Source organism: Afipia sp. P52-10 (assembly GCF_000516555.1).
Classification (GTDB): domain Bacteria; phylum Pseudomonadota; class Alphaproteobacteria; order Rhizobiales; family Xanthobacteraceae; genus P52-10.
On the sequence record NZ_AZSJ01000003.1, the window covers coordinates 1,438,217 to 1,460,436 of the forward strand.

Below are 22,220 nucleotides of genomic sequence, written 5' to 3' on the forward strand. Positions count from 1 at the left end.
AACAATGCGCGATTATCCGGGCGAGGTTGGAACCACGCCTGGCAGACCCATGCAACTTCATCTACACTCGCGCAACATCGAGATGATTCCTTCAATGCCGGCGAAACCGACATCCGCCATGGTGCTTGCCGCAGGTCTTGGACTGCGCATGCGGCCGATTACCGCGAAAATTCCGAAGCCGCTGGTGCAGGTGGCCGGAAAGACGCTGCTCGACCATGTGCTCGACAAGGTCGCGGAAACCGGCGTCGAGCAGACGGTCGTCAACATCCATTACCTGCCCGACCAGATCATCCGCCATCTTGCCGGCCGCAAGCACCCGCGGATCGTGATTTCCGACGAGCGCGACGAAATCCTCGGCACCGGCGGCGGCGTGGTGAAGGCACTGCCGCTGCTCGGCGATGCGCCGTTCTACCATCTCAATGCCGATACGCTCTGGATCGATGGCGTGCGGCCGAATCTGCTGCGGCTGGCGGAAACCTTCGATCCGGCGCGGATGGACATGCTGATGCTGATGGCGCCGACGGCCACGAGCATCGGCTATGACGGACGCGGCGACTACACGATGGCGACCGACGGCACGCTGCACAAGCGCAAGGAAAGCCAGATCGCGCCGTTCGTTTACGCCGGTGCGGCGATCATTTCGCCGAAGCTGTTCGCGGGAGCACCAAGGGGCGAGTTCGGCTTGCCCGACCTGTTCGCCACGGCCGAGGCCGCCGGCCGCCTGTACGGCCTGCGGCTCGAGGGAACCTGGATGCATGTCGGAACGCCCGACGCCATCGGCGCGGCCGAACGCGCGATGCTCGCAAGCGTCGCCTAAAGCATGATCCGGGAAACCGGGAAGCGGTTTTCCGAAGAGACCATGCTTAAACAATGAGCCAAAGCGCGAGAATGATTCATCCAAATCTCCTCGCGCTTCAGTCTTTTCGGGTTCTAATTGGCTGAGAGCCAAACCTTATCCGTCTGGTGTCGGCACCTGCCTCCAGCGCGCCGAAACCAACGCGAAAGCAGCTTCCGAAGCCGCTTGTCCGATCCCGCTGCAAGCTCGTCAGCCCCGGTTGATTTCCATATGATGCGGCCGCCTTTTGAGTCGGACCGCGTATGCACGTTTTCACTGTTCCAGCCTCGGCCCCGTTTCTGCGTACGGTGATCGCCGCGCTGATCGACGGCGAGCTCGTCCGTGGCTTCGAGGCCCGCAGCAATCCGGAGCGGCTGGCGGAGGCGACGATCTACCTGCCGACGCGACGGGCGATGCGGCTTGCCCGCGACGTATTCCTCGACGTGTTGCAGACCGACGCGGCGATCCTGCCGCGGCTGGTGGCGCTCGGCGACATCGACGAGGATGAGCTGATCTTTGCGCAGGCTGCCTCGAATGCACCGGCAACCGCGCTGCAGCTGCCGCCCGCCGTCGACGCCTTCGAACGGCGGTTGACGCTGGCGCAACTCGTCGCCGCCTGGGCCGCACGGCTGAAGCCGGTCGCCCCCCACACCACGCCGCTGGTGGTGAGCGGACCGGCATCGGCGCTGGCGCTCGCCGACGAACTGGCGCGGCTGATGGACGACATGCAGACGCGCGGCGTCTCCTGGGAGGCGCTCGATACGCTCGTCCCCGACACCTACGATACCTATTGGCAGCTCACGCTCGATTTCCTCAAGATCGCGCGACAGGCTTGGCCCGCATACCTCTCCGAAATCGATCGGATCGAGCCGTTCGCGCGGCGCGACCGGCTGATCCTCGCCGAGGCCGAACGGTTGAAAACCCAGCATCGCGGTCCGGTCGTCGCAGCGGGCTCGACCGGATCGATGCCCTCCACGGCGACGTTTCTCACCGCGATCGCACGGCTGCCGAATGGCGCCGTGGTGCTGCCCGGCCTCGATACCGATCTCGACGAAGCCTCCTGGCAATCGATCGGCGGCATCGCGGATGCGACGGGAGGCTACAGCGCCCATCCCGCCCAGGGCCATCCGCAATACGCGCTGCATATGCTGCTCAAGCAGTTCGGCATCGCGCGCAGTCAGGTTCGCGCGCTTGCGTCGCCGGCGGAGCACGGCCGCGAATTGCTGCTGTCCGAAGTGATGCGGCCGGCGGATTCCACCGCCCAATGGCAGGCGCGGCTTGCAGCGCCGGAGGTCGCGAGCCGGATCGACCGCGCGCTCGACCGGGTCGCGGTGATCGAGGCCGCCAATCCGGAGATGGAGGCGCTGGCCATCGCCATCGCCATGCGCGAGGCCGACCATGACGGCCTGACCACGGCGCTGGTGACGCCGGACCGGGCACTGGCGCGGCGCGTCCTCGCCGCGTTGGAGCGCTGGAAACTGGTCTGCAACGATTCCGGCGGCGACCCGCTGACCGATACGCCGGCCGGCCTGTTCGCACGGCTGATCGCTGTCGCGATCGCCGAGCAGCTCGCGCCCGCCGACCTGCTGGCCCTGCTGAAACACCCATTGCTGACGCTCGGCCGCACCAGCGACGCCTTGAAAGCTTGCGTCGACGATCTCGAACTGCTGCTGCTGCGCGGCACGCGGCCGCTGGCGGGCATTGCCGGCTTGCGGAGCAGCCTCGATCTCGTTTGCGGCGAGATCGCCAAGCTGCGTCGTGGCGAGCCCTCGCTGCTGCATCGCTCCGAGCTTCGTGCGCAGGTATCCGATGCGCGGATCGACGCTGTGCGCCGTCTGATCGACGATCTGGCGGGCGCGCTCGCTCCCATGGCCAGCCTCGATCACCGCAAGTCCCACGATATCGCCGTCCTCGCCCACGCCCATCGCGAAACCGCGGCGCTCCTGTCGCGCGACGCGCAAGACGTCGCGCGTGTCTTCACCGGCCCGGACGGCGCGGCCCTGCTCGCCGCTTTCGACGAAGCCTCCGCAACGGGCGCGCATGGGCGGCTCAGCGCACGGCTCGACGAATATCCCGACGTGCTGCAGACCGCGTTCTCAAGCCGCATCGTCCGCCGCGCCGAACTGCCCTTCGCCCGGCTGCACATCTACGGCCAGCTCGAAGCGCGCCTGACGCAATGCGATCGCGTCATCCTGGGCGGGCTGACCGAGACGGTGTGGCCGCCCGACCCGCGCAATGACCCCTGGCTGTCGCGGCCCATGCGCTATCAGATCAACCTCGATCTGCCTGAGCGCCGGATCGGCCTGTCCGCGCACGATTTCGTGCAGTTGATGGGAGCGCCGGAGGTGATCCTGACCCACGCGGCCAAAGTCGGCGGCGCACCGGCTGTTGCCTCGCGCTTCCTGCACCGGCTCGAAGCCGTTGCGGGCGCTACCCGATGGGCCGCGCTCCGCGCCCGCGGCGACGTCTATCTGCGCCATGCGGAAGACCTCGATCGACCACGTACGCCGCCGAAGCCGATCGCACAGCCGGCACCGAAGCCGCCGCGCGACGCGCGGCCGACGGCGCTCTCCGTCACCGAGATCGAAGACTGGCTGCGCGATCCCTACACGATTTACGCACGGCACATCCTCAAGCTCAGCCCGCTCGACCCGGTGGACATGCCGCTGTCCGCCGCCGACCGCGGCTCGGCGATCCACAATGCGCTCGGCGAATTCACGCAAGCCTTTCCAGACGCGCTGCCTGACGACGCCGGACGCTTGCTGCGCGAGATTGGCGAAAGGCATTTCGCGCCGCTGATGGAACGGCCGGAGGCGCGCGCGCTGTGGTGGCCGCGCTACCTCCGCATCGCCGCCTGGTTCGCCGATTGGGAAACGACCCGCCGCGACAACCTCGCGACCATCGCGGCCGAGAGCTACGGCTCGATCGTGCTGCCGGCGGACGGACGCAGCTTCCGCCTCACCGCCCGCGCCGATCGCATCGAGACCCTGCGCGACGGCCGCTTCGCCATCCTCGATTACAAGACCGGCGCACCACCCACCGGCAAGCAGGTGCGGCTTGGCCTGTCGCCGCAACTTACGTTGACGGCTGCGATACTGCGTGACGGCGGGTTCACCGACATTGCCGCAGGCGCCTCGGTTGCCGAGCTGCTTTATGTGCGGCTCTCCGGAAACAACCCGGCCGGCGAGGTGCCGCCGCTCAAACTCAGCCACACCCGACGCGCCGAAGATGCGATTCCACCCGACCATGCGGCCGACGAAGCGCGGCAGAAGCTGCAGGCGCTGATCCTGGCGTTCGAGAACGACGAGCAGCCCTACCATCCGCTGGTGCTATCGATGTGGTCGCGACGTTACGGCACCTACGACGATCTCGCGCGCATCAAGGAGTGGTCGTCCGGACGCGAGGATGAGCCATGAGCGCGCTGCGCCAAATCCCCGACGCGATCCGCGAGACGCAAGCCCGCGCCTCCGATCCCGCCGTGTCCGCGTTCGTCTCCGCCAACGCCGGCGCAGGCAAGACGCACGTGCTGGTGCAGCGCGTGATCCGCCTGCTGCTGCAGGGCACCGAGCCGGAGCGCATCCTCTGCATCACCTTCACCAAGGCGGCTGCCGCCAACATGGCGCAGCGCGTGTTCGAGAAGCTCGGCGAGTGGGTGACCCTCGACGACACCAAGCTGAACGCCGCCTTGCGCGAATCCGGCATCCGCCACCCGACCGCGGCAACCCGCAACGATGCCCGGAAACTGTTCGCCCGCGCGCTGGAAACACCCGGCGGACTGAAGGTGCAAACCATCCACGCGCTCTGCACGCGGCTGCTGCAGCAGTTTCCGTTCGAGGCCAACGTGCCGGCGCGCTTCAGCGTGCTGGACGACCGCGACCAGATGGAAATGCTGGAGCGCGGCAGCCTCGCGATCCTGCTCGAGGCCGCCGCCAATCCCGACAGCGCCACAGGTCGCGCGCTGCTGATGGCGATGACCAGCGCCGCCGACGTGACGCTGCGCGACGTGGTGCGCGAAGCCTGCCTCAGCCGCGATCAGTTCATGGCCTGGATCGAGCAGTCCGGCGGTGTCGAGCGTGCCCTGGCAAGCCTGTCGCAGACGCTGGGTCTCGCGCCTGACGACCGGCTCGACGACATCGAGCAGGAAATCATCGACGGGCCGCACCTGCCGAGCGCGGAGTGGCCCGCGATTGCAGCCGCTTTCGAAAGAGGAACGGCAAACGACCGCAAGCAGGGCGCCCGCCTGCGCGAAGCCGTTGCGGCTTCGGGCGCTGTGCGTCTCGACGCCTATCTGTCCGTCTTCCTGACCGGCGACAACGACTTCCGCAAATCGATCCTCACCGCAACGCTGGCGAAGTCACAGCCCGGCCTCGCCGCTGCACTCGAGCGCGAAGCGGACCGCCTGGCCGGACTGCTCGACCGGCGCCGCGCCGCCATCATGCGCGACCGCACCGCCGCGCTGGTGACGATCGCCGCCAGCGTCGCCGACCACTATCGCCGCGAGAAGCAGGAGCGCGGCCTGCTCGACTACGACGATCTGATCGACAAGACGTTGACCATGCTGTCGGACGCCGGCGCCGGCTGGGTGCATTACAAGCTCGACCGCGGCGTCGATCATGTGCTGATCGACGAGGCGCAGGACACGAGCCCAAAGCAGTGGGAGATCATCTCCCGTCTGGTGGCCGACTTCACCGCCGGCAGCGGCGCCCGCGAAGGCGTCAAGCGCACGATCTTCGCCGTGGGTGACGAGAAACAGTCGATCTTTTCGTTTCAGGGCGCGGCACCCCACGAGTTCGACGAGCGGCGGCGCGACTTCCAGCGCAAGTTCGAAGCCGCCGAACTGCGCTTCGACCCGATCTCCTTCACCTACTCGTTCCGCTCCGGCGTCAGCGTGCTGAAGTCCGTGGAAAGCGTGTTCAGCGCGCAGACAACCTATCGCAGCATCACCTCCGATAGCCAGGGCATGCCGCCGCACATGGCGCTCAGCGACGCCCCGCCGAGCATCGTCGATCTCTGGGAGCTGCAGGAAGCGGAGGAACGGCCAGAGATCGAAGGCTGGCGCGCGCCATTCGATGCGGTGGCGGAGACCAGCCCCGATGTGCGACTGGCGCAGCGGATGGCGAACGAGATCAAGACGCTGATCGCCGGTCATGAACCGACCGGACGCAGCGGGGCCCAGCGGCCGTTGCGCGCCGGCGACATCCTGATCCTGGTGCGGCGGCGCGGGAAACTGTTCGACTCGGTGATCCTGGCGCTGAAACATGCCGGCATTCCGGTCGCAGGCGCCGACCGACTGAAGCTGACCGAGCACATCGCGATCATCGACCTGATGAACCTCGCCGACGCGATCCTGCTACCCACCGACGACCTCGCCCTTGCGGTGGCGTTGAAGAGTCCGATTTTTGGCCTGAGCGAGGAGCAGCTCTTCACCCTGGCGCATCGACGCGAGGGGACGCTGCGCGCAGCGCTGGAGAAGCATGCGCGCACCGACTCCACCTTCGCCCACGCATTCGCTCTTCTGCAGCGCTGCGAGGCGCGCGCCGCCCACGGCACGCCATTCGACTTCTACGCCTGGCTGCTCGGCAGCGAAGGCGGCCGGGCGAGAATCTTTCAACGCCTCAACCACGAACCGAGTGACGCGCTCGACGAATTCCTCGAACTCGCGTTGAACTACGAGCGGCGCACAGCGGCTTCGCTCCAGGGGTTCATGGCCTGGCTGCGTGCGGCCGAAACCGAGATCAAGCGCGACATGGAGATGGTGCGCGACGAAGTGCGGGTGATGACCGTGCACGGCGCGAAGGGATTGGAGGCGCCGGTGGTGTTCCTGATGGACACCACCTCGTCGCCGACCGACACGCGCCGCCTCAACCTGATCAAGCTGCCGAACGGCTGCGTCGTCTGGGGCGGCAGGAAGGCCGATGATCCACCTGCGGCGGTGACGGCGCGCCAGCAGATGCTGCAGGATACGGAAGACGAGTATCGGCGCCTGCTGTATGTGGCCATGACACGCGCGGCCGAGCGATTGATCGTCGGCGGCGTCAAGCCGGGCAACCGAAACGACGTCCGCAGCGGCTCCTGGTATGACCTGGTGGCCAACGGCCTCGGCAACGCCGACGTCATCGGACTGGTCGAGCAGACCCTTCAGACCAGAGACGGACCGGTCCGCCGCTATGCACGCCCCGAGGACATGCTGGCGCCGCTGCGGAGCGCGGCCGCGCAGGCGAGCCTCCCGTTGCAACCGCCGCCACCCGCCTGGTTGCAGCAGCCCTCGGCTGCGGCAAAGCCCGCGTTCGAATTCCGCCGCCCGTCCGATGCCGACGATGCGGACGATCGCTTCGACCGCAGCCTGACCGCCGATCAACGCCAGCGTGCGCGGCAACGCGGCGTGCTGGTGCATCGGCTCCTGCAATCGCTGCCCGATCTTCCCGCCGACCGCCGCCGCGACGCCGCCGCGCATTACCTCGCCCGCAACACCGGCCGCGACTGGTCCGACCATGATCGCGACCTGCTGGTGATCCAGACCCTCAGCTTGATCGAGGACAAGCGCCTGGCGCCGCTGTTCGCCACCGGCAGCCGGGCGGAGGTGCCGATCGTCGGGCGGATCGAGCGGCCGGGCCGCACGCCGCTGTCCGTTTCCGGGCAAATCGATCGCCTGATCATCGGCGCCGATGCCATCCTGATCGCCGACTACAAGACCAGCCACGCGCCGCCCCGCGAGCTCGCCGAGGTGCCGCCCGCCTACCGCCAGCAGCTGGCGCTCTATCGCGCGGTGCTAGCCAGGCTCTATCCGCAAAGGCGCCTGCGTGCGGCGCTGATTTGGACCGAAACACCTGAAATCATGGAGATTCCGGCCGAAATCCTCGATGCCGAGATGACCAGGATCATCTCGCTGTGAGGCGGCTTGACCAGGCAGGGTGCCGTTCATAGGTTCGCTGTATCTTTTTCGGCGCGATTCCCGCGCAACGGTCAGACAAGGGGTTCCACCATGAGTGTCGGCAAGGTTTCGGACGCCAGTTTCGAGGCAGAGGTTCTGAAAGCGAACGGACCGGTCGTCGTCGACTTCTGGGCCGAATGGTGCGGGCCGTGCCGCATGATTGCCCCGGCGCTCGACGAGATCGCCGGCGCGATGGGCGACAAGGTCAAGATCGTCAAACTCAACGTCGATGAGAACCCGGAGACCGCGTCCCGCTACGGCGTGATGTCGATCCCGACGCTGATGATCTTCAAGGGCGGCGAGATGGCCTCGCGCCAGGTCGGCGCCGCGCCGAAGCAGAAGCTGCAGCAGTGGATCACCGCGGCGGTCTGATCGACCTCCGATCGCCATAGAAGAAAGGCCGGCGTTTCGCTGGCCTTTTGTTTTGCGTAAATCCCTTTGCGCCAGGACGGCGGTTCATGCCGCCGGTTACTGCGGGAACGTTCCGTTCTCGCGCAGCACCTCGCCTGCGAGGTAAAGCGAGCCCGTGATCAGGATGCGCGGCGGCACCTCGTAAGCGAGCCGCGCGACCGAGCGAAGCGCTTCGGCGACACTGGCTGCGGCCTCGATGCGCATGCCGAGGTGGCGGCCTGCATCCGCCAGCGCCTGCGGCGTATAGGCGTTGTCGTGGCCCGGGATCGGCACGGCGATGATGTGCCGTGTCATGCCGGCGAAGTTGGCGAGAAACGCGCCCGCATCCTTATTCGACAGCATGCCTATGATGACGACGAGCTGCCGCGGCACACGCTCTTCGAGATCGCCGAGCGCTGCGGCGACGACGCGACCGCAATCGGCATTGTGCCCGCCGTCGAGCCAGACTTCCGACTGCGGCGGCGCGAGCTGCACCAACCCGCCCGCTGTCAGCCGCTGCATCCGCGCCGGCCATTCGGCCTTGGCGATGCCGGACTCATAAGCGCTGACCGGCACCTTCAGGCTGTCGATCGATCGCAACGTGGCGATCGCCAGCGCCGCATTGTCGAACTGATGCCGGCCGAACAGCCGCGGCGCCGGCAGATCGAGCAGGCCGCGCTCGTCCTGATAGACCAGCCGCCCGCGCTCGATGCTCACATGCCAATGCTGGCCGGCCGCATGCAGCGGCGCGCGCTGCTCCTTGGCGCGCTGCTCGATCACCGCTTCGGCCTCGGCAAGCTGCGCGGCCATCACCAGCGGCACGCCCTTCTTGATGATCCCGGCCTTCTCCGCCGCGATCTTGGCGACGGTGTCGCCGAGCATCTCCATGTGGTCCATCGAGACCGGCGTGATCACGCTGGCGAGCGGCTTCTCGATCACATTGGTCGAATCACCCCGGCCGCCGAGACCAACCTCCAGCAGCACGACGTCCGCCGGGTGCTTCGCAAACAGATGAAACGCCGCCGCGGTCTCCATCTCGAACACGGTGATCGGCTGGCCCGCATTGAGGCGCTCGCAATGCTCGAGCGCCGCCAACAATTCTTCGTCGGAGACCAGCACGCCGCCACCTTCACGGCCCAGGCGGAAACGCTCGTTGATGCGGACGAGATGCGGCGAGGTGTAGGCATGCACGCGCAGACCCGCCGCCTCGAGAATCGCGCGCAGGTAGGCAACCGTGGAGCCCTTGCCGTTGGTGCCGGCGACATGGATCACCGGCGCCATACGCCGTTCGGGATGACCCAGCAATTCCAGGATGCGCAGCATGCGATCGAGCGTGAGATCGATCTTGCGCTGATGCAGCGCCATCAAGCGCTCCTGGATCGCATCCAGCGGCGCGAGCTTCTTGGCAGGCGAGGCGGTCACGGCGATGCTTGCGTCGGCACGTCCACCGCGTCCGGTGGCAGCACCGGCTCGGCGCCGGCCGATGCGGCGGACTTCGCCGCGTCGGCGCGGGTGAGGATACGGCAGAGCCGCGCCAGCGTGGCGCGCATCTCATGGCGATGCACCACCATATCCACCATGCCATGGTCGCGCAGATACTCCGCACGCTGGAAGCCTTCCGGCAGTTTCTCGCGGATCGTCTGCTCGATCACGCGCGCGCCGGCGAAGCCGATCAGCGCGCCGGGCTCGGCGATGTGGATGTCGCCCAGCATGGCGTAGGATGCGGTGACGCCGCCGGTGGTTGGATTGGTCAGCACCACGATGTAAGGCTTCTTGATCTCGCGCAGCATCTGCACGGCGACGGTCGTGCGCGGCATCTGCATCAGCGACAGCACGCCTTCCTGCATGCGCGCGCCGCCGGAGGCGGCAAACATGATGAACGGCGATTCCTTCTCGACCGCGAGTTCGAGCCCCTTCACCACCGCCTCGCCGGCCGCCATGCCGAGCGAACCGCCCATGAAGTCGAAATCCTGCACGCCGATCACCACCGGCGTTCCTTCCAGTTTGCCATACCCGATCTTGATCGAGTCGTTCATACCGGTCTTCGCTCGCGCGTCCTTGATGCGGTCCACGTAGCGGCGCTCGTCGCGGAACTTCAGCGGATCGGCCGCGACCGGCGGAATGCCGACATCGTACCAGGTCTCGTTGTCGAACATCGCCTTCAGCCGCGCCGTCGCGCCCATGCGCATGTGATAGTTCGAGCCGGGAATGACGAACTGGTTGGCTTCCACATCCTTGAAGAAGACGAGCTGCCCGGTATCCGGACACTTGATCCACAGGTTCTCTGGCACCTCGCGGCGCAGAATGCTGCGGATTTTCGGCCGGACGACGTTTGAAATCCAATTCATGGAAGACTCCAAGGAAGGCTTCGAGAACAGCCGGACCACCGGCGCTCCACGGCATGACACCGGGCTCATCGGCCCACGGATCCGATCCGGATCAGGTCATGCCCAAACAACAACACTCCGGCGGATATATGGACGCCCCGGCGGCTCGGGGCAATGCCGGGGAGCGCTCAATCCCGGCTCCTGAACGGGTTATTCCGCGGCCTGACGCGCGCCGCGAACCCCGTCCGCAAGCGCCGCCACGAGCTCGGCGACCGCGGCCACGGTCTTCGGTGTGGCCGCATCGGACGCATCGAGGCTGCCGCGGATCGCATCGACCAGCGCCGTTCCCACCACCACACCGTCGGCATGCGACGCAATGGCGCGGGCGGCGTCCGGGGTGCGAATCCCGAAGCCGACGCAGACCGGCAGCGCCGTGTGCCGCTTGATCCGTCCGACCGCGGCCGAGACCTTGGCGGTGTCGGCGCTCGCAGACCCGGTGATGCCGGTGATCGAGACGTAGTAGACGAAGCCCGAGGTGTTGGCGAGCACGGCGGGCAGGCGCTTGTCATCGGTAGTCGGCGTCGCCAGGCGGATGAAGTTCAAGCCGGCCTTCAACGCGGGAATGCAGAGCTCCTCGTCCTCCTCCGGCGGCATATCGACGAGAATCAGACCATCGACGCCAGCCTCCTTCGCATCCTTCAAGAAGCGATCGACGCCGTAGATGTAGATCGGGTTGTAGTAGCCCATCAGCACGATCGGCGTCGCGTTGTCGCCAGCGCGGAAGCGGCGCACCACGTCGAGCGTCTTCTTCAGCGTGGTGCCGGCCTTCAGCGCGCGCAAGCCCGCGGCCTGGATCGACGGACCATCCGCCATCGGATCGGTGAACGGCATGCCGAGTTCGATGATGTCGGCGCCGGCGCTCGGCAATGCCTTGATGATCGCGAGCGAGGTTTCAATATCGGGATCGCCGCACATGACGAAAGTGACGAAAGCCGCACGGCCCTCGCGCTTCAGAGTGGCGAAGCAGGTGTCGATACGCGTAGTCACGGCTTGCCTCTCAAGATCTCCGCCACCTGCGGGATGTCCTTGTCGCCACGACCCGAGAGGTTGACCACCATCAGATGCTCCTTCCGCCGTTTCGGCGCGAGCTCGACCACCTTGGCGATCGCATGCGCGGATTCGAGCGCGGGGATGATGCCCTCAAGCCGTGTCAGCAACTGGAAGGCGTCGAGCGCTTCCTTGTCGGTCGCCGACAGGTAGGTCACGCGGCCGGATTCATGCAGCCACGAATGCTCCGGGCCAATGCCCGGATAATCGAGACCCGCCGAGATCGAATGCGCGTCCTGGATCTGGCCATCGTCGTCCATCAAAAGATACGTGCGATTGCCGTGCAGCACGCCCGGACGGCCGCCGGACAGCGACGCCGCATGCAGCTTGTCGAGCCCATGGCCCGCGGCTTCCACGCCGAAGATCTCGACTCCGGGATCGTCGAGGAACGGGTGGAACAGGCCCATCGCATTCGAGCCGCCACCGATGCAGGCGACCAGCGAATCCGGCAGACGCCCCTCCACCGCCATCATCTGCTCGCGCGTCTCGCGGCCGATGATGGCCTGGAAGTCCCGCACCATCGCCGGATAGGGATGCGGGCCCGCCACCGTGCCGATGCAATAGTAGGTATCGTGGACGTTGGTGACCCAGTCGCGCAGGGCTTCGTTCATCGCATCCTTCAGCGTGCGCGAGCCGGACTGCACGGCGACCACCTTCGCACCCAGCATCTCCATGCGGAATACGTTCGGCGCCTGCCGCGCCACATCGACCGCGCCCATATAGACGATGCACTCAAGGCCGAAGCGCGCGCACAACGTTGCAGTGGCGACGCCGTGCTGGCCGGCGCCGGTCTCCGCGAGGATGCGCTTCTTGCCCATGCGCTGCGCCAGCATGATCTGGCCGAGCACATTGTTCACCTTGTGCGAGCCGGTGTGGTTGAGCTCCTCGCGCTTGAGGTAGATCTTGGCGCCACCGAGCTCTTTCGACAGCCGTTCGGCATAGTAGAGCGGCGACGGCCGGCCGACATAGTCCTTCAGATGCGCGTTCATCTCCTCGCGGAACGTGGGATCGGCCTTCGCGTCCGCGTAGGCCTTTTCGAGATCGAGGATCAGCGGCATCAGCGTTTCGGCAACGAAGCGGCCGCCGAAGATGCCGAAGTGTCCGTGCTCGTCAGGCCCGGTCCGGAAGGAATTGGGTTTCGCCACTGCCATCAGCCGTTCACCAGTTTTGTATCGATCGCGCGCACGGCGCGAATGAATGCACGAATCTTGTCGGGATCCTTCACGCCGGGTGCGCTTTCCACGCCGGACGACAGATCGACGCCGCCGGTGCCGGTGATCCGCACGGCATCGGCGACATTGTCCACGGTCAATCCGCCCGACACCATGAAGGGAATGTTCAAAGCGAGCCCTTCCAGCAGATGCCAGTCAAACGGCTCGCCGAGACCGCCGGGGCGGGTCGCATCCTTCGGTGCGCGGGCATCGAACAGGATACGATCGGCAACCGCGGCGTAGCCGGGCAAACCAGCGAGATCGGCCTTGGTCCCGACCCCGATGACCTTCATCACCGGCAGCCCGAACTTCGCCTTGATGTCGCGAACGCGGGCAACGCTCTCGTTGCCGTGCAGCTGCAGCAGGTCCGGACGCAGCGCGTCGATGCTGTTCTCCAGCAGCGCGTCGTCGGCATCGACCGACAGTGCCGCCTTCAGCGCGCGGCCGCGCACCTGCCGGCCAAGGTCCTCGGCAACGCCCAGCGAGATATATCGGGGGGAGGCCGGAAAGAACACGAACCCGACCATGTCCGCGCCAGATTCCAGCGCGACGTCGAGCGTCTCGCGCGTGGACAGACCGCAGATTTTCACAGACAGGGGCATCGGCTCATCAGCACATGTGGAAACGATGGGCGGCTTCTACAACGCCCCAGGCCGGTTGTCTTCCCGTTCCTCAGGAAGAACCGTCCTCAGGCCGAAGGCGGCAGCAGCATGCCTGGCCGTGCGGACGGGTCATCGGTGGCCCGCGGCCCGTCCCGCTGACTGCGGGCCGCCTGCGCCTCCGCCTGATGGCGGCGGGCCGCGCGACGCCAGCGCCCCTGTCGGAACCAGGTCGCTGCCCCACCGGCCAGCGCGCCGGCGATCGCGGCCAGCAGGATAACGACGAACAGCGGGATGGTCACACTCAGGGCCGGATCGGCCGTATTGAACGGATCGAGCGATACCGTCACCATATGGCGGTTGGCGACGGCAAACACGACGAACACGATCGCCAGGGGAAGCAGCACGACGGCGTTGACAATCTTCCGCAGCATGGTCGGGCTCCTGAGCGCGTCAATCGCGAGAGGCCGCGCTACGCCGCTCACAACGCGGCGGCAACGCCTGCGCGGTCAGGATGGCGTGGTGTCTTCGCCATTCGCACGGTTCAGGCGCTCGCGCATTTCCTTGCCGGTCTTGAAGAACGGCACGCTCTTCTGATCGACCGGAACATGCTCGCCGGTCCGCGGATTGCGACCCGATCGTGCCGGCCGATGCTTGACGGAAAAGGCGCCGAACCCGCGCAATTCCACCCGATCGCCTCTCGCGAGGGCTGCGACAATTTCGTCCAGAATCGCGTTGACGATGTTCTCGACATCCCGCTGATAGAGATGCGGGTTATGCTCTGCGATGCGTTGAACAAGCTCTGACTTGATCATCGAGACGTGGGGCCTGTGGATTACAGCGCCCATTTCCGTGAAAAGATGCTGTGCTGTCAAGACGATAAATACGAACCGCCTGTCCTGAAAAGAGATAGGGCCGCGCCCGGAGACGGCTTGACCGCCGCATCCAGGTGCGCTTGCGCGTTTCGCAGAGTGATGTCGCGCGGCTATTCCGTCACAGACGGACGCCACAACGCCAGCAGGCCCTGAAGGCCAAGCTGATCCACCGCCTGCACGGCGCCGGCCGCTTCGATCTGGCGCGCGACGCTCCCAAGACCTACCGCATCAAGCGCCACCGAAGCCGCGAGACGGATGAAGCTCATGTCGCTGAACCGCGGTGTCATCCGGAAATCCCGCACCGGCATCTCGCGATCGATCTTCTTCTGTGCGACCAGCCAGGCGACCGCGGTCTTCTCGTCGCCGAGCTGATCCACGAGCTTCAAGTTCAGCGCCTGCCGGCCGGTGAACACGCGACCGTCGGCAACCTTCTCGAGCGTCGCATCGTCCATGTTGCGCCGGCTCTTCACCAGGTCGCGGAACCAGGCATAGGAATCCTTGACCAGATCGTCGATCGCGGCGCGCGCTTCGGGACTCGTCGGTTCGAATCCGTTCGGAGCCGCCTTGAGCGGCGAGGACTTCACCTCCTCCAGCTTCACGCCGACGGTCTTCATGAGCTCGGCGAAATTCGGAAACTGCACCAGCACGCCGATCGACCCGACCAGCGAAGTGCCTTGCGAGATGATGTGATCAGACGCGAGCGCGGCGATGTAACCGCCCGATGCGCAGAGGCCGTCGACAACCACCACCATCGGCTTTTTCGCCTTCAGGCGGACGAGCGAGTCGTGAAGCTGCTCGGCGCCGGCGGTGGTGCCGCCCGGCGAATTGATATGGACGATGACGGCCTTCGCCGATGAATTGCCGAGCCGCTCCAGCGCAGCCACGCGATCGCTGTCGCTGCGGATCAATCCTTCGATCTTGATCCGGGCGATCGCGGACTCCCCGCCGATGGCACGGCGTCCGGCCGGCGTCGCCAGCAGGGCTCCGCCGACGATGGCCACCGCGGCCAACAGCGCGGCGGCAACGCGCCAGAAGGTCAGCTTCCGGCGCATGCGGCGACGATCAACGATCAGGTCGGCATCGGACGGCATCGCATCTTCCTTTGCATTTTGCGGCGGCACGGCGGCCGCGGCCCATGACGGGCGCCCAACAAGGCCCCCTCATCCCAATTCAATATGGGCAAAACAAGGACGGACCGAAAGGCGGGCGCCGGCCAGGACCTTACGCATTGGGACCTTACGCATTGGGACCATATGCACCGGTACCATGGGCACCGGTATCATGTGCAAAGGCCCCGGAAACCGGGGCCTTTGTCGTCTGCGTTGCGATGGTTAGCGGGAGCTTACTTCTCGCCGCTGCGCTGCTTGAGCGCGGTGCCGAGAATGTCGCCCAGCGTCGCGCCCGAATCGGACGAACCGTACTGCGCGATGGCTTCCTTCTCCTCGGCCACTTCCAGGGCCTTGATCGACACCTGGACCTTGCGGGCCTTCTTGTCGAACTGGATGACGCGGGCGTCGACCTTTTCGCCGACCGCGAACCGCTCGGGCCGCTGCTCGGAGCGATCGCGCGCCAGCTCGGAGCGCTTGATGAAGGTGGTGAAGTCGGTACCGGCGATCTTCACGTCGATGCCGCCTTCCTTCACGTCGAGCACTTCGCAGGTCACGACAGCACCCTTCTTGACGTCGCCCGGCTCGGCGAAGGGGTCGCCTTCGAGCTGCTTGATGCCGAGCGAGATCCGCTCCTTCTCGACATCGACGTCGAGCACCACGGCCTTGACCATGTCGCCCTTCTTGAAGTTGTCGATCACCTGCTCGCCCGGCAGCTTCCAGTCGAGATCGGAGAGGTGGACCATGCCGTCCACGTCGCCGTCGAGACCCAGGAACAGACCGAACTCGGTCTTGTTCTTGACCTCGCCCTCGACCACTGCGCCGACCGGATACTTCTCGACGAACAGCTCCCAAGGATTGCGCATGGTCTGCTTGAGGCCGAGCGAGATGCGGCGCTTGACCGAATCCACCTCGAGCACCTGCACCTCGACCTCCTGAGAGGTGGAGACGATCTTGCCGGGGTGCATGTTCTTCTTGGTCCACGACATCTCCGAGACGTGGATCAGGCCTTCGATGCCCGGCTCCAGTTCGACGAACGCGCCGTAGTCGGTGATGTTGGTAACGCGGCCCAGGATCTTGGCGCCGAGCGGGTACTTCGCCTCGATGCCCTGCCACGGATCGTCCAGCAGCTGCTTCATGCCCAGCGAGATGCGGTGCGTCTCGTGGTTGATCTTGATGATCTTCACCTTGACGGTCTGGCCGATGGACAGAACCTCGCTCGGGTGATTGACGCGGCGCCAGGCGATGTCGGTGACGTGCAACAGGCCGTCGATGCCGCCGAGGTCAACGAACGCACCGTAATCAGTGATGTTCTTGACGACGCCGTCGATGACCTGACCCTCTTCGAGGTTCTGCACCAGCTCCTGACGCTGTTCGGCGCGGGTCTCTTCGAGCACGGTCCGGCGCGACACGACGATGTTGCCGCGGCGGCGATCCATCTTCAGGATTTGGAACGGCTGCGGGTTGTTCATCAGCGGCGCAACGTCGCGCACCGGACGGATGTCCACCTGCGAGCGCGGCAGGAACGCCACGGCGCCGTCGAGATCGACCGTGAAGCCGCCCTTGACCTGATTGAAGATAACGCCGTTGACCTTTTCGTTGTTCTGGAACGCCTTCTCCAGCTTGCCCCAGCTCTCTTCGCGGCGCGCCTTGTCGCGCGACAGCACGGCCTCGCCGAGCGCATTCTCGATACGGTCGAGGAACACTTCGACCTCGTCGCCGACCTTCAGCTGGTTCTCACGGCCCGGGCCGGAGAACTCACGCAGGGCCACCCGGCCTTCAGTCTTCAGGCCGACGTCGATGACGGCCATATCCTTTTCGATGGCAACGACCTTGCCCTTGATGACAGAGCTTTCCTGCAGGTTGCCGCCGGCGAAGGATTCGTCGAGCATTGCCGCGAAATCATCGCGGGAGGGGTTGTAGGAAGTCGCAGTGCTAGAAGCCATTTGTTCTCCAGTGAAGCGGTAACGCCAGTGCTTGAGATTCAGGGCATAACGCTCATGCCGGGCACAGGGTCCGCTCACCCTGCGCGACCGCCCGCAATCCGGACGGCACAATGACGATGCCTGAGGGGAATGCGGTGCGGACCGGCGTAAAGCCGGCACGGTCGTTACGATGATGATCATTGTCCGAAGCCTGTACGCGAGACAGGGAGCGGGCTGATCCTCCAGATGCGGCAGCGGCTTGAAAGCTGCTACCGGCCCGCTCGAACGGCCTCGACAATGTCGATGGCGGCCCGGACAGCGCTTTCTATATCCAAAGCGGACGTATCCAGCAAGTGCGCGTCATCAGCCGCTTTCAGCGGCGCCGCCGACCGGTTCCGGTCCCGTTCATCGCGCTTCTTGATGTCGTCCAGCACCGCCGCCTCGTCGACCGGCTCGCCGCGGCCGGCGATCTCCAGCGCCCGGCGGCGGGCCCGCACCTCGGCCGAGGCGACCACGAAGATCTTCACCTCCGCGTAGGGGCAGATCACGGTGCCAATATCGCGACCGTCCAGAACGGCGCCGGGCGGGTGGCTGGCGAAGTCGCGCTGGAAGTCGAACAAGGCGGCGCGGACCCCGGGATAGGCGGAAATCACCGACGCAGCCTGCCCCATCGCATCGGTCTTCAGCGCAGGATCGCCGAGATGCCCCGCATCGAGGGCGGTGGCGGTCGCGATCGCCCGCGCCTCGTCGGTCAACGCATGGCCGGCATCGAGCATCGCCTTGGCGACCGCGCGGTAAATCAATCCGGTGTCGAGATGGCGATAGCCGTAATGTGCGGCCAAACGCTTGCCGAGCGTCCCCTTGCCCGAGGCGGCCGGGCCATCAATGGCGATAATCACGCGAACTCCGCACCCATTTTCTGCATCATCGGCACGAAATCCGGGAAACTCGTGGCGATGAATGCCGTGTCATCGACCTTCACCGGCAGATCGGAAGCAAGCCCCATCATCAACGCCGACATGGCGATTCGGTGATCCATATGGGTGGCGACCAGCCCGCCACCAGGCACATGGCCCCGGCCCTCGACGATCATGTCGTCGCCGTCGATCTCGACCTTCACGCCGTTGACCCGCAGCATGTCGGCGGTCGCCGCCAGCCGGTCCGACTCCTTGACCCGCAGCTCCTGCAGGCCGCGCATGATCGTGGTGCCTTCGGCGAAGCTCGCCGCCACCGCCAGCACCAGATATTCATCGATCATCGACGGCGCCCGCTCCGCCGGTACTTCGACGCCGCGCAGCCGCGAGGCGCGCACCCGGAACTCGGCCATCGGCTCCCCGGCATCACGACGGGTGTTCAGCTCGTCGATCTGACCGCCCATCTCGCGCAGCGTCTTGATCAGGCCGGTCCGCAGCGGATTGGTCATCACGTCCGTCAGCACGATCTCGGAGTCGGGCACCACCAATGCCGCAACCATCGGAAATGCGGCCGAGGACGGATCGGCGGGGACCACAACCGCCGCGCCTTTCAGTTCCGGCTGGCCTTTCAGCGAAATCTTGCGGCCATGTGGGCCTTCCGGCTCGGACGACACCTCCGCGCCGAAATGACGGAGCATCAGCTCGGTATGGTCGCGGCTCCATTCCTTCTCGATCACGGTCGTCACGCCCGGCGCGGACAGCCCAGCCAGCAGCACCGCCGACTTGATCTGCGCGGAAGCCACCGGCGTCCGATAGACGATCGGAACCGGGTCGCGCGCGCCGTGCAGGGTCAGCGGCAGACGGCCGCCATCAGCGCCGTCGCTGCTGCGCGCCCCCATCTGCTCGAGCGGATCGAGAATCCGCCGCATCGGCCGCGAGCGCAGGCTGGCATCGCCATCGAAAACCGCGGTGACGGGCGAGCCGGCCACCGCCCCCATCGCCAGCCGGCAGCCGGTGCCGGAATTGCCGAAATCGAGCGGCTTGGCCGGAGAAACGAAGCCGGCGACGCCGACCCCATGCACCGTCCACGCGCCCTCCCCTTGCCGCTCGACCCGAGCGCCCAGCGCACGCATCGCGGCGGCGGTATTGAGAACGTCTTCCCCCTCGAGAAGCCCGGAAATCCGGGTTTCGCCCACGGCCAGGGCTCCCAGAATGAGGGACCGGTGGGAAATCGATTTGTCTCCCGGAACCCGGACCCGTCCGGACAGGGCAGCGCTCCTGCGGGCCTCAAGCGGCGTTTTTCGATCGGAATGTGTCAAGGGAAGCCAGTCTCCAGGCCGCTATCGGCGCCAACTCGGGCCAAAATACACGTCGGGTGCGTCGTCGTGGAGCGGATTTGACATTCGCACCCCACTCAGCCGCAAGCGCACCATGCGAATGACAAATCCAAAGCCCCACTAAACCATTATATCTACTAACGGTTCTTCGGATTCCAGCATTTGCAGACAGCTTTGCCGCGCTGGGATGCAAATGTTGGAATCGAGCCACTAGCATCCACGCATGGGCGAAGTCACCAACAGATGTCAGGCCATGCAAACGCGCTATTGACAGCGGCCCTTCAACTAGCCAAGTGAGACACCGCTTTTTCAGAAATTCCCAGGATTCTGCACGTGGCCAAGTCCGAACTCGGAACCAAACGTATTTGTCCAACGACGGGCAAGAAGTTTTACGACCTGAATAAGAACCCGGTCATCTCGCCCTATACCGGGGAAGTCGTGCCGATCCTCGCTCCGGCGGCCGCGCGCGGCCGCGGCGCTGCCGCGAATGCCTCGGCTGAGGACACCGCGCCCGAGGCCGCCGAGCTCGAGACCGTCTCGCTGGAAGAGGCCGATGCGGAGAACACCGGCAAGATGAAAGAAGTGCCGGAGAGCGAAGACGATATCGAGGTGGATGACACCCTTGACGACGAGGACGATGATTCGACCTTCATCGCCGAGGAAGAAGAGGGCGAGGACGATGTGACCGACATCATCGGCGACGTGTCCGATGATGAAGAGAATTGATAACGGCTCTTGAGAACTCCGACGAAGTGTGTTCTTGAGAGGCGCGCCGCGCGAGCGGCGGCATCTGGACGGGGCCATAGCTCAGTTGGGAGAGCGCGTGAATGGCATTCACGAGGTCAGGGGTTCGACTCCCCTTGGCTCCACCAGCCCGCCAGACACCAGCTTGCCAGACATAAGCTTGCCAGACACCAGCCCGGCATAACTGTCAGCTTTCGTTTCGTCAGCTTTCGTTCCGATAGCGCCACTCCATATCATTCCGCTTCCAACGAGCCGGGCCGCGATCGCCCGGCTTGCGACACCCAAGCATTCGACGGCAGAGATCGGCAGCCGCCTTTCCCAGTCGCGCTTGATCCACTCCCACTCAGACATCGACAGGCTTCATGATGACGCAATCAGCCCTTGGCGCCTTGGCCGGTCTGCGCGTGATCGATCTCACGCGCGTTCTCGGCGGCCCGTACTGCACGCAAATCCTCGGCGACCACGGCGCGGAGATCATCAAGCTCGAACCGCCCGCAGGCGACGAAACCCGCGAATGGGCACCCGTCACGCCTGATGCAGGCTCGGCCTACTTCAACGGCGCCAACCGCAACAAGCGCTCGATCGGCCTCGACCTGACCAAGCCGAAGGGCCGCGAGGTGCTGATGACGCTCCTGAAGGACGCCGACGTTCTGATCGAGAACTTCAAGCCCGGCACGCTCGACAAGTGGGGCATCGGCAATGCCTTCCTGCGCGAGACATTCCCGCGGCTGATCCACTGCCGCATCTCCGGCTTCGGCGCCGATGGTCCGCGCGGCGGCAATCCCGGCTACGATGCCATCGTCCAGGCGATGGCCGGCATGATCGCCGCCAACGGTTCGCCGGAAGGCGGCCCGACCCGGATCGGCATTCCGGTGGTGGATCTGACCACCGGCCTCTATGCCGCGGTCGGCATCCTGATGGCGCTGAACGAGCGTCAGCGGTCGGGCAAAGGCCAGTTCCTGGAAACGACGTTGTACGAGACCGGCCTTGCGGTGATGCATCCGCATGCTTCCAACTACTTCTTCACCGGCAAGACACCGGTGCCGCAGGGCAACCCGCATCCGAGCCTTGCACCGTACGAATCGCTGCAGACGCGCGACGGCCTGATCTTCATCGGCATCGGCAATGACGGCACCTTCCGCAAGCTGTGCCAGGAGGTCGGCAAGCCCGAACTCGGCACCGACCCGCGCTTCGCCACCAATGGCGCCCGGATTCAAAACCGCGCCACCTTGCGGGCCGAACTCGAAGACGTGTTCAAGCACTTCGACCGCGAGCCGCTGTGCGATCGCTTGCTGGCGGCGGGCCTGCCGGCCGGACCGATCCAGTCGATCGACAAGGCGCTCGATGGCGCGCAGGCGAAACATCGCGGCCTCGTGCTGCAGAAGGATTGGTACAAGGGTGTCGCCTCGCCGATCCGTTTCGAGCGGACCAAGGCCAGCCTGCGCCACGCCCCGCCAGGCTTCAGCCAACACGCCAGCGAGATCCTGACCGAAGCCGGCTTCAAGCCAGCGGACATCGACGAGTTGCTCGCATCCGGCGTGGTCAGTGCCGCCAAGCCTGGTCCGAACACCTAAACCGGCACGGCCTCCCAAGGCGATCGTGCAAGGCGATCGTGCAAGCCGATCGTCCAAGACGATTCCCACGGCTCTCATCTTTCCGAAGGCTCGTCTTCGCGACCCGCCGTCCAAACCCGTCGGGGATGCTCCGCAGCGTCCCCGACAGGATGCTTCGCCCGGCCTCGCTGAGCCGGTCCAGCATGGCGGGGGCTGTATCAGCCCAATGTCTGCCTCGTGTCGGCCTCTTGGGGGCTTCCCACTCCCGGCATCGGCGCTTTACCATTGCCGATATCAAACCGTCATCGCGCGCGTATAAGCCGCGCCCTGGTCAACCGATGACGAGCCGGGAGGTGTTCATGATAC

Annotated in this window: 17 protein-coding genes and 1 tRNA gene; 7 read left to right on the forward strand and 11 right to left on the reverse strand. The window is 65.7% G+C overall.

Features of this window, described 5'->3' with window-relative positions:
* Window positions 1-94: 94 nt before the first annotated feature.
* From X566_RS08130 to trxA, 4 genes are all read left to right on the forward strand, one after another.
* Entirely contained in the window at window positions 95-817 is a 723-nt protein-coding gene (locus X566_RS08130) for a nucleotidyltransferase family protein (protein ID WP_034468198.1), read from the forward strand.
* A gap of 281 nt (window positions 818-1,098) precedes the next feature.
* Window positions 1,099-4,251 (forward strand): double-strand break repair protein AddB, encoded by a 3,153-nt coding sequence (gene addB / locus X566_RS08135; protein WP_034465108.1) that lies wholly within the window; start codon window positions 1,099-1,101, stop codon window positions 4,249-4,251.
* Window positions 4,248-7,727, forward strand: a complete 3,480-nt coding sequence (gene addA / locus X566_RS08140; protein WP_034465109.1) for a double-strand break repair helicase AddA — start codon at window positions 4,248-4,250, stop codon at window positions 7,725-7,727. The genes addB and addA overlap by 4 nt, the downstream gene beginning before the upstream one ends.
* A 90-nt stretch (window positions 7,728-7,817) precedes the next feature.
* Window positions 7,818-8,138, forward strand: coding sequence for a thioredoxin (gene trxA / locus X566_RS08145; protein WP_034465110.1), 321 nt, complete (start codon window positions 7,818-7,820; stop codon window positions 8,136-8,138).
* A gap of 96 nt (window positions 8,139-8,234) precedes the next feature.
* Here trxA and X566_RS08150 read toward each other — a convergent pair whose 3' ends face one another.
* The 11 genes from X566_RS08150 to aroA all read right to left on the reverse strand — a co-directional run bounded on the left by X566_RS08150 (window position 8,235) and on the right by aroA (window position 19,539).
* Window positions 8,235-9,521 (reverse strand): folylpolyglutamate synthase/dihydrofolate synthase family protein, encoded by a 1,287-nt coding sequence (locus tag X566_RS08150; protein ID WP_051444178.1) that lies wholly within the window; start codon window positions 9,519-9,521, stop codon window positions 8,235-8,237.
* 53 nt (window positions 9,522-9,574) lie between these two features.
* Window positions 9,575-10,504: an acetyl-CoA carboxylase, carboxyltransferase subunit beta gene (gene accD / locus X566_RS08155; protein ID WP_034465112.1), complete on the reverse strand. Its 930-nt coding sequence runs from the start codon at window positions 10,502-10,504 to the stop codon at window positions 9,575-9,577.
* A gap of 189 nt (window positions 10,505-10,693) precedes the next feature.
* The gene (gene trpA / locus X566_RS08160) at window positions 10,694-11,530 is read right to left on the reverse strand and encodes a tryptophan synthase subunit alpha (protein WP_034465114.1); all 837 of its coding nucleotides are present in this window, start codon (window positions 11,528-11,530) and stop codon (window positions 10,694-10,696) included.
* The gene (gene trpB / locus X566_RS08165) at window positions 11,527-12,741 is read right to left on the reverse strand and encodes a tryptophan synthase subunit beta (protein ID WP_034465115.1); all 1,215 of its coding nucleotides are present in this window, start codon (window positions 12,739-12,741) and stop codon (window positions 11,527-11,529) included. Before trpB ends, trpA begins: the two co-directional genes overlap by 4 nt.
* Window positions 12,741-13,403, reverse strand: a complete 663-nt coding sequence (locus tag X566_RS08170; protein ID WP_034465117.1) for a phosphoribosylanthranilate isomerase — start codon at window positions 13,401-13,403, stop codon at window positions 12,741-12,743. Before X566_RS08170 ends, trpB begins: the two co-directional genes overlap by 1 nt.
* Window positions 13,404-13,489: 86 nt before the next feature.
* Entirely contained in the window at window positions 13,490-13,834 is a 345-nt protein-coding gene (locus X566_RS08175) for a lipopolysaccharide assembly protein LapA domain-containing protein (protein WP_081740102.1), read from the reverse strand.
* Window positions 13,835-13,909: 75 nt separating this feature from the next.
* Window positions 13,910-14,215: an integration host factor subunit beta gene (locus X566_RS08180; protein WP_034465118.1), complete on the reverse strand. Its 306-nt coding sequence runs from the start codon at window positions 14,213-14,215 to the stop codon at window positions 13,910-13,912.
* 170 nt (window positions 14,216-14,385) lie between these two features.
* Window positions 14,386-15,366 carry a signal peptide peptidase SppA gene (sppA, locus tag X566_RS08185; protein WP_034468200.1) on the reverse strand — a complete coding sequence of 327 codons (981 nt, stop codon included), beginning with the start codon at window positions 15,364-15,366 and terminating at the stop codon, window positions 14,386-14,388.
* A gap of 251 nt (window positions 15,367-15,617) precedes the next feature.
* Window positions 15,618-17,327, reverse strand: a complete 1,710-nt coding sequence (gene rpsA, locus X566_RS08190; RefSeq protein ID WP_034465121.1) for a 30S ribosomal protein S1 — start codon at window positions 17,325-17,327, stop codon at window positions 15,618-15,620.
* A gap of 248 nt (window positions 17,328-17,575) precedes the next feature.
* Complete coding sequence (gene cmk, locus X566_RS08195) at window positions 17,576-18,205, reverse strand: (d)CMP kinase (RefSeq protein ID WP_034465123.1); 630 nt, start codon at window positions 18,203-18,205, stop codon at window positions 17,576-17,578.
* Window positions 18,202-19,539, reverse strand: a complete 1,338-nt coding sequence (aroA, locus tag X566_RS08200) for a 3-phosphoshikimate 1-carboxyvinyltransferase (protein ID WP_034465126.1) — start codon at window positions 19,537-19,539, stop codon at window positions 18,202-18,204. The genes cmk and aroA overlap by 4 nt, the downstream gene beginning before the upstream one ends.
* Window positions 19,540-19,890: 351 nt before the next feature.
* On the opposite strand from aroA, the gene X566_RS08205 reads away from it, so the two are divergent.
* The 3 genes from X566_RS08205 (at window position 19,891) to X566_RS08215 (ending at window position 21,875) form a co-directional block, all read left to right on the forward strand.
* Window positions 19,891-20,283, forward strand: a complete 393-nt coding sequence (locus X566_RS08205; RefSeq protein WP_034465128.1) for a TIGR02300 family protein — start codon at window positions 19,891-19,893, stop codon at window positions 20,281-20,283.
* A 70-nt stretch (window positions 20,284-20,353) separates the two neighbouring features.
* A tRNA-Ala gene (locus X566_RS08210) sits at window positions 20,354-20,429 on the forward strand.
* Window positions 20,430-20,666: 237 nt separating this feature from the next.
* Window positions 20,667-21,875 carry a CaiB/BaiF CoA-transferase family protein gene (locus X566_RS08215; protein WP_173402583.1) on the forward strand — a complete coding sequence of 403 codons (1,209 nt, stop codon included), beginning with the start codon at window positions 20,667-20,669 and terminating at the stop codon, window positions 21,873-21,875.
* Window positions 21,876-22,220 lie beyond the last annotated feature (345 nt).

Excerpts from the sequence above, each read along its gene's own strand:
- X566_RS08215 (WP_173402583.1), top strand. The coding sequence starts at position 20,667 with ATGACGCAATCAGCCCTTGGCGCCTTGGCCGGTCTGCGCGTGATCGAT.
- addB (WP_034465108.1), top strand. The coding sequence starts at position 1,099 with ATGCACGTTTTCACTGTTCCAGCCTCGGCCCCGTTTCTGCGTACGGTG.
- X566_RS08130 (WP_034468198.1), top strand. The coding sequence starts at position 95 with ATGCCGGCGAAACCGACATCCGCCATGGTGCTTGCCGCAGGTCTTGGA.
- X566_RS08170 (WP_034465117.1), bottom strand. The coding sequence starts at position 13,403 with ATGCCCCTGTCTGTGAAAATCTGCGGTCTGTCCACGCGCGAGACGCTC.
- addA (WP_034465109.1), top strand. The coding sequence starts at position 4,248 with ATGAGCGCGCTGCGCCAAATCCCCGACGCGATCCGCGAGACGCAAGCC.
- sppA (WP_034468200.1), bottom strand. The coding sequence starts at position 15,366 with ATGCCGTCCGATGCCGACCTGATCGTTGATCGTCGCCGCATGCGCCGG.
- trxA (WP_034465110.1), top strand. The coding sequence starts at position 7,818 with ATGAGTGTCGGCAAGGTTTCGGACGCCAGTTTCGAGGCAGAGGTTCTG.
- trpB (WP_034465115.1), bottom strand. The coding sequence starts at position 12,741 with ATGGCAGTGGCGAAACCCAATTCCTTCCGGACCGGGCCTGACGAGCAC.
- accD (WP_034465112.1), bottom strand. The coding sequence starts at position 10,504 with ATGAATTGGATTTCAAACGTCGTCCGGCCGAAAATCCGCAGCATTCTG.
- X566_RS08175 (WP_081740102.1), bottom strand. The coding sequence starts at position 13,834 with ATGCTGCGGAAGATTGTCAACGCCGTCGTGCTGCTTCCCCTGGCGATC.
- rpsA (WP_034465121.1), bottom strand. The coding sequence starts at position 17,327 with ATGGCTTCTAGCACTGCGACTTCCTACAACCCCTCCCGCGATGATTTC.
- X566_RS08180 (WP_034465118.1), bottom strand. The coding sequence starts at position 14,215 with ATGATCAAGTCAGAGCTTGTTCAACGCATCGCAGAGCATAACCCGCAT.
- X566_RS08150 (WP_051444178.1), bottom strand. The coding sequence starts at position 9,521 with ATGGCGCTGCATCAGCGCAAGATCGATCTCACGCTCGATCGCATGCTG.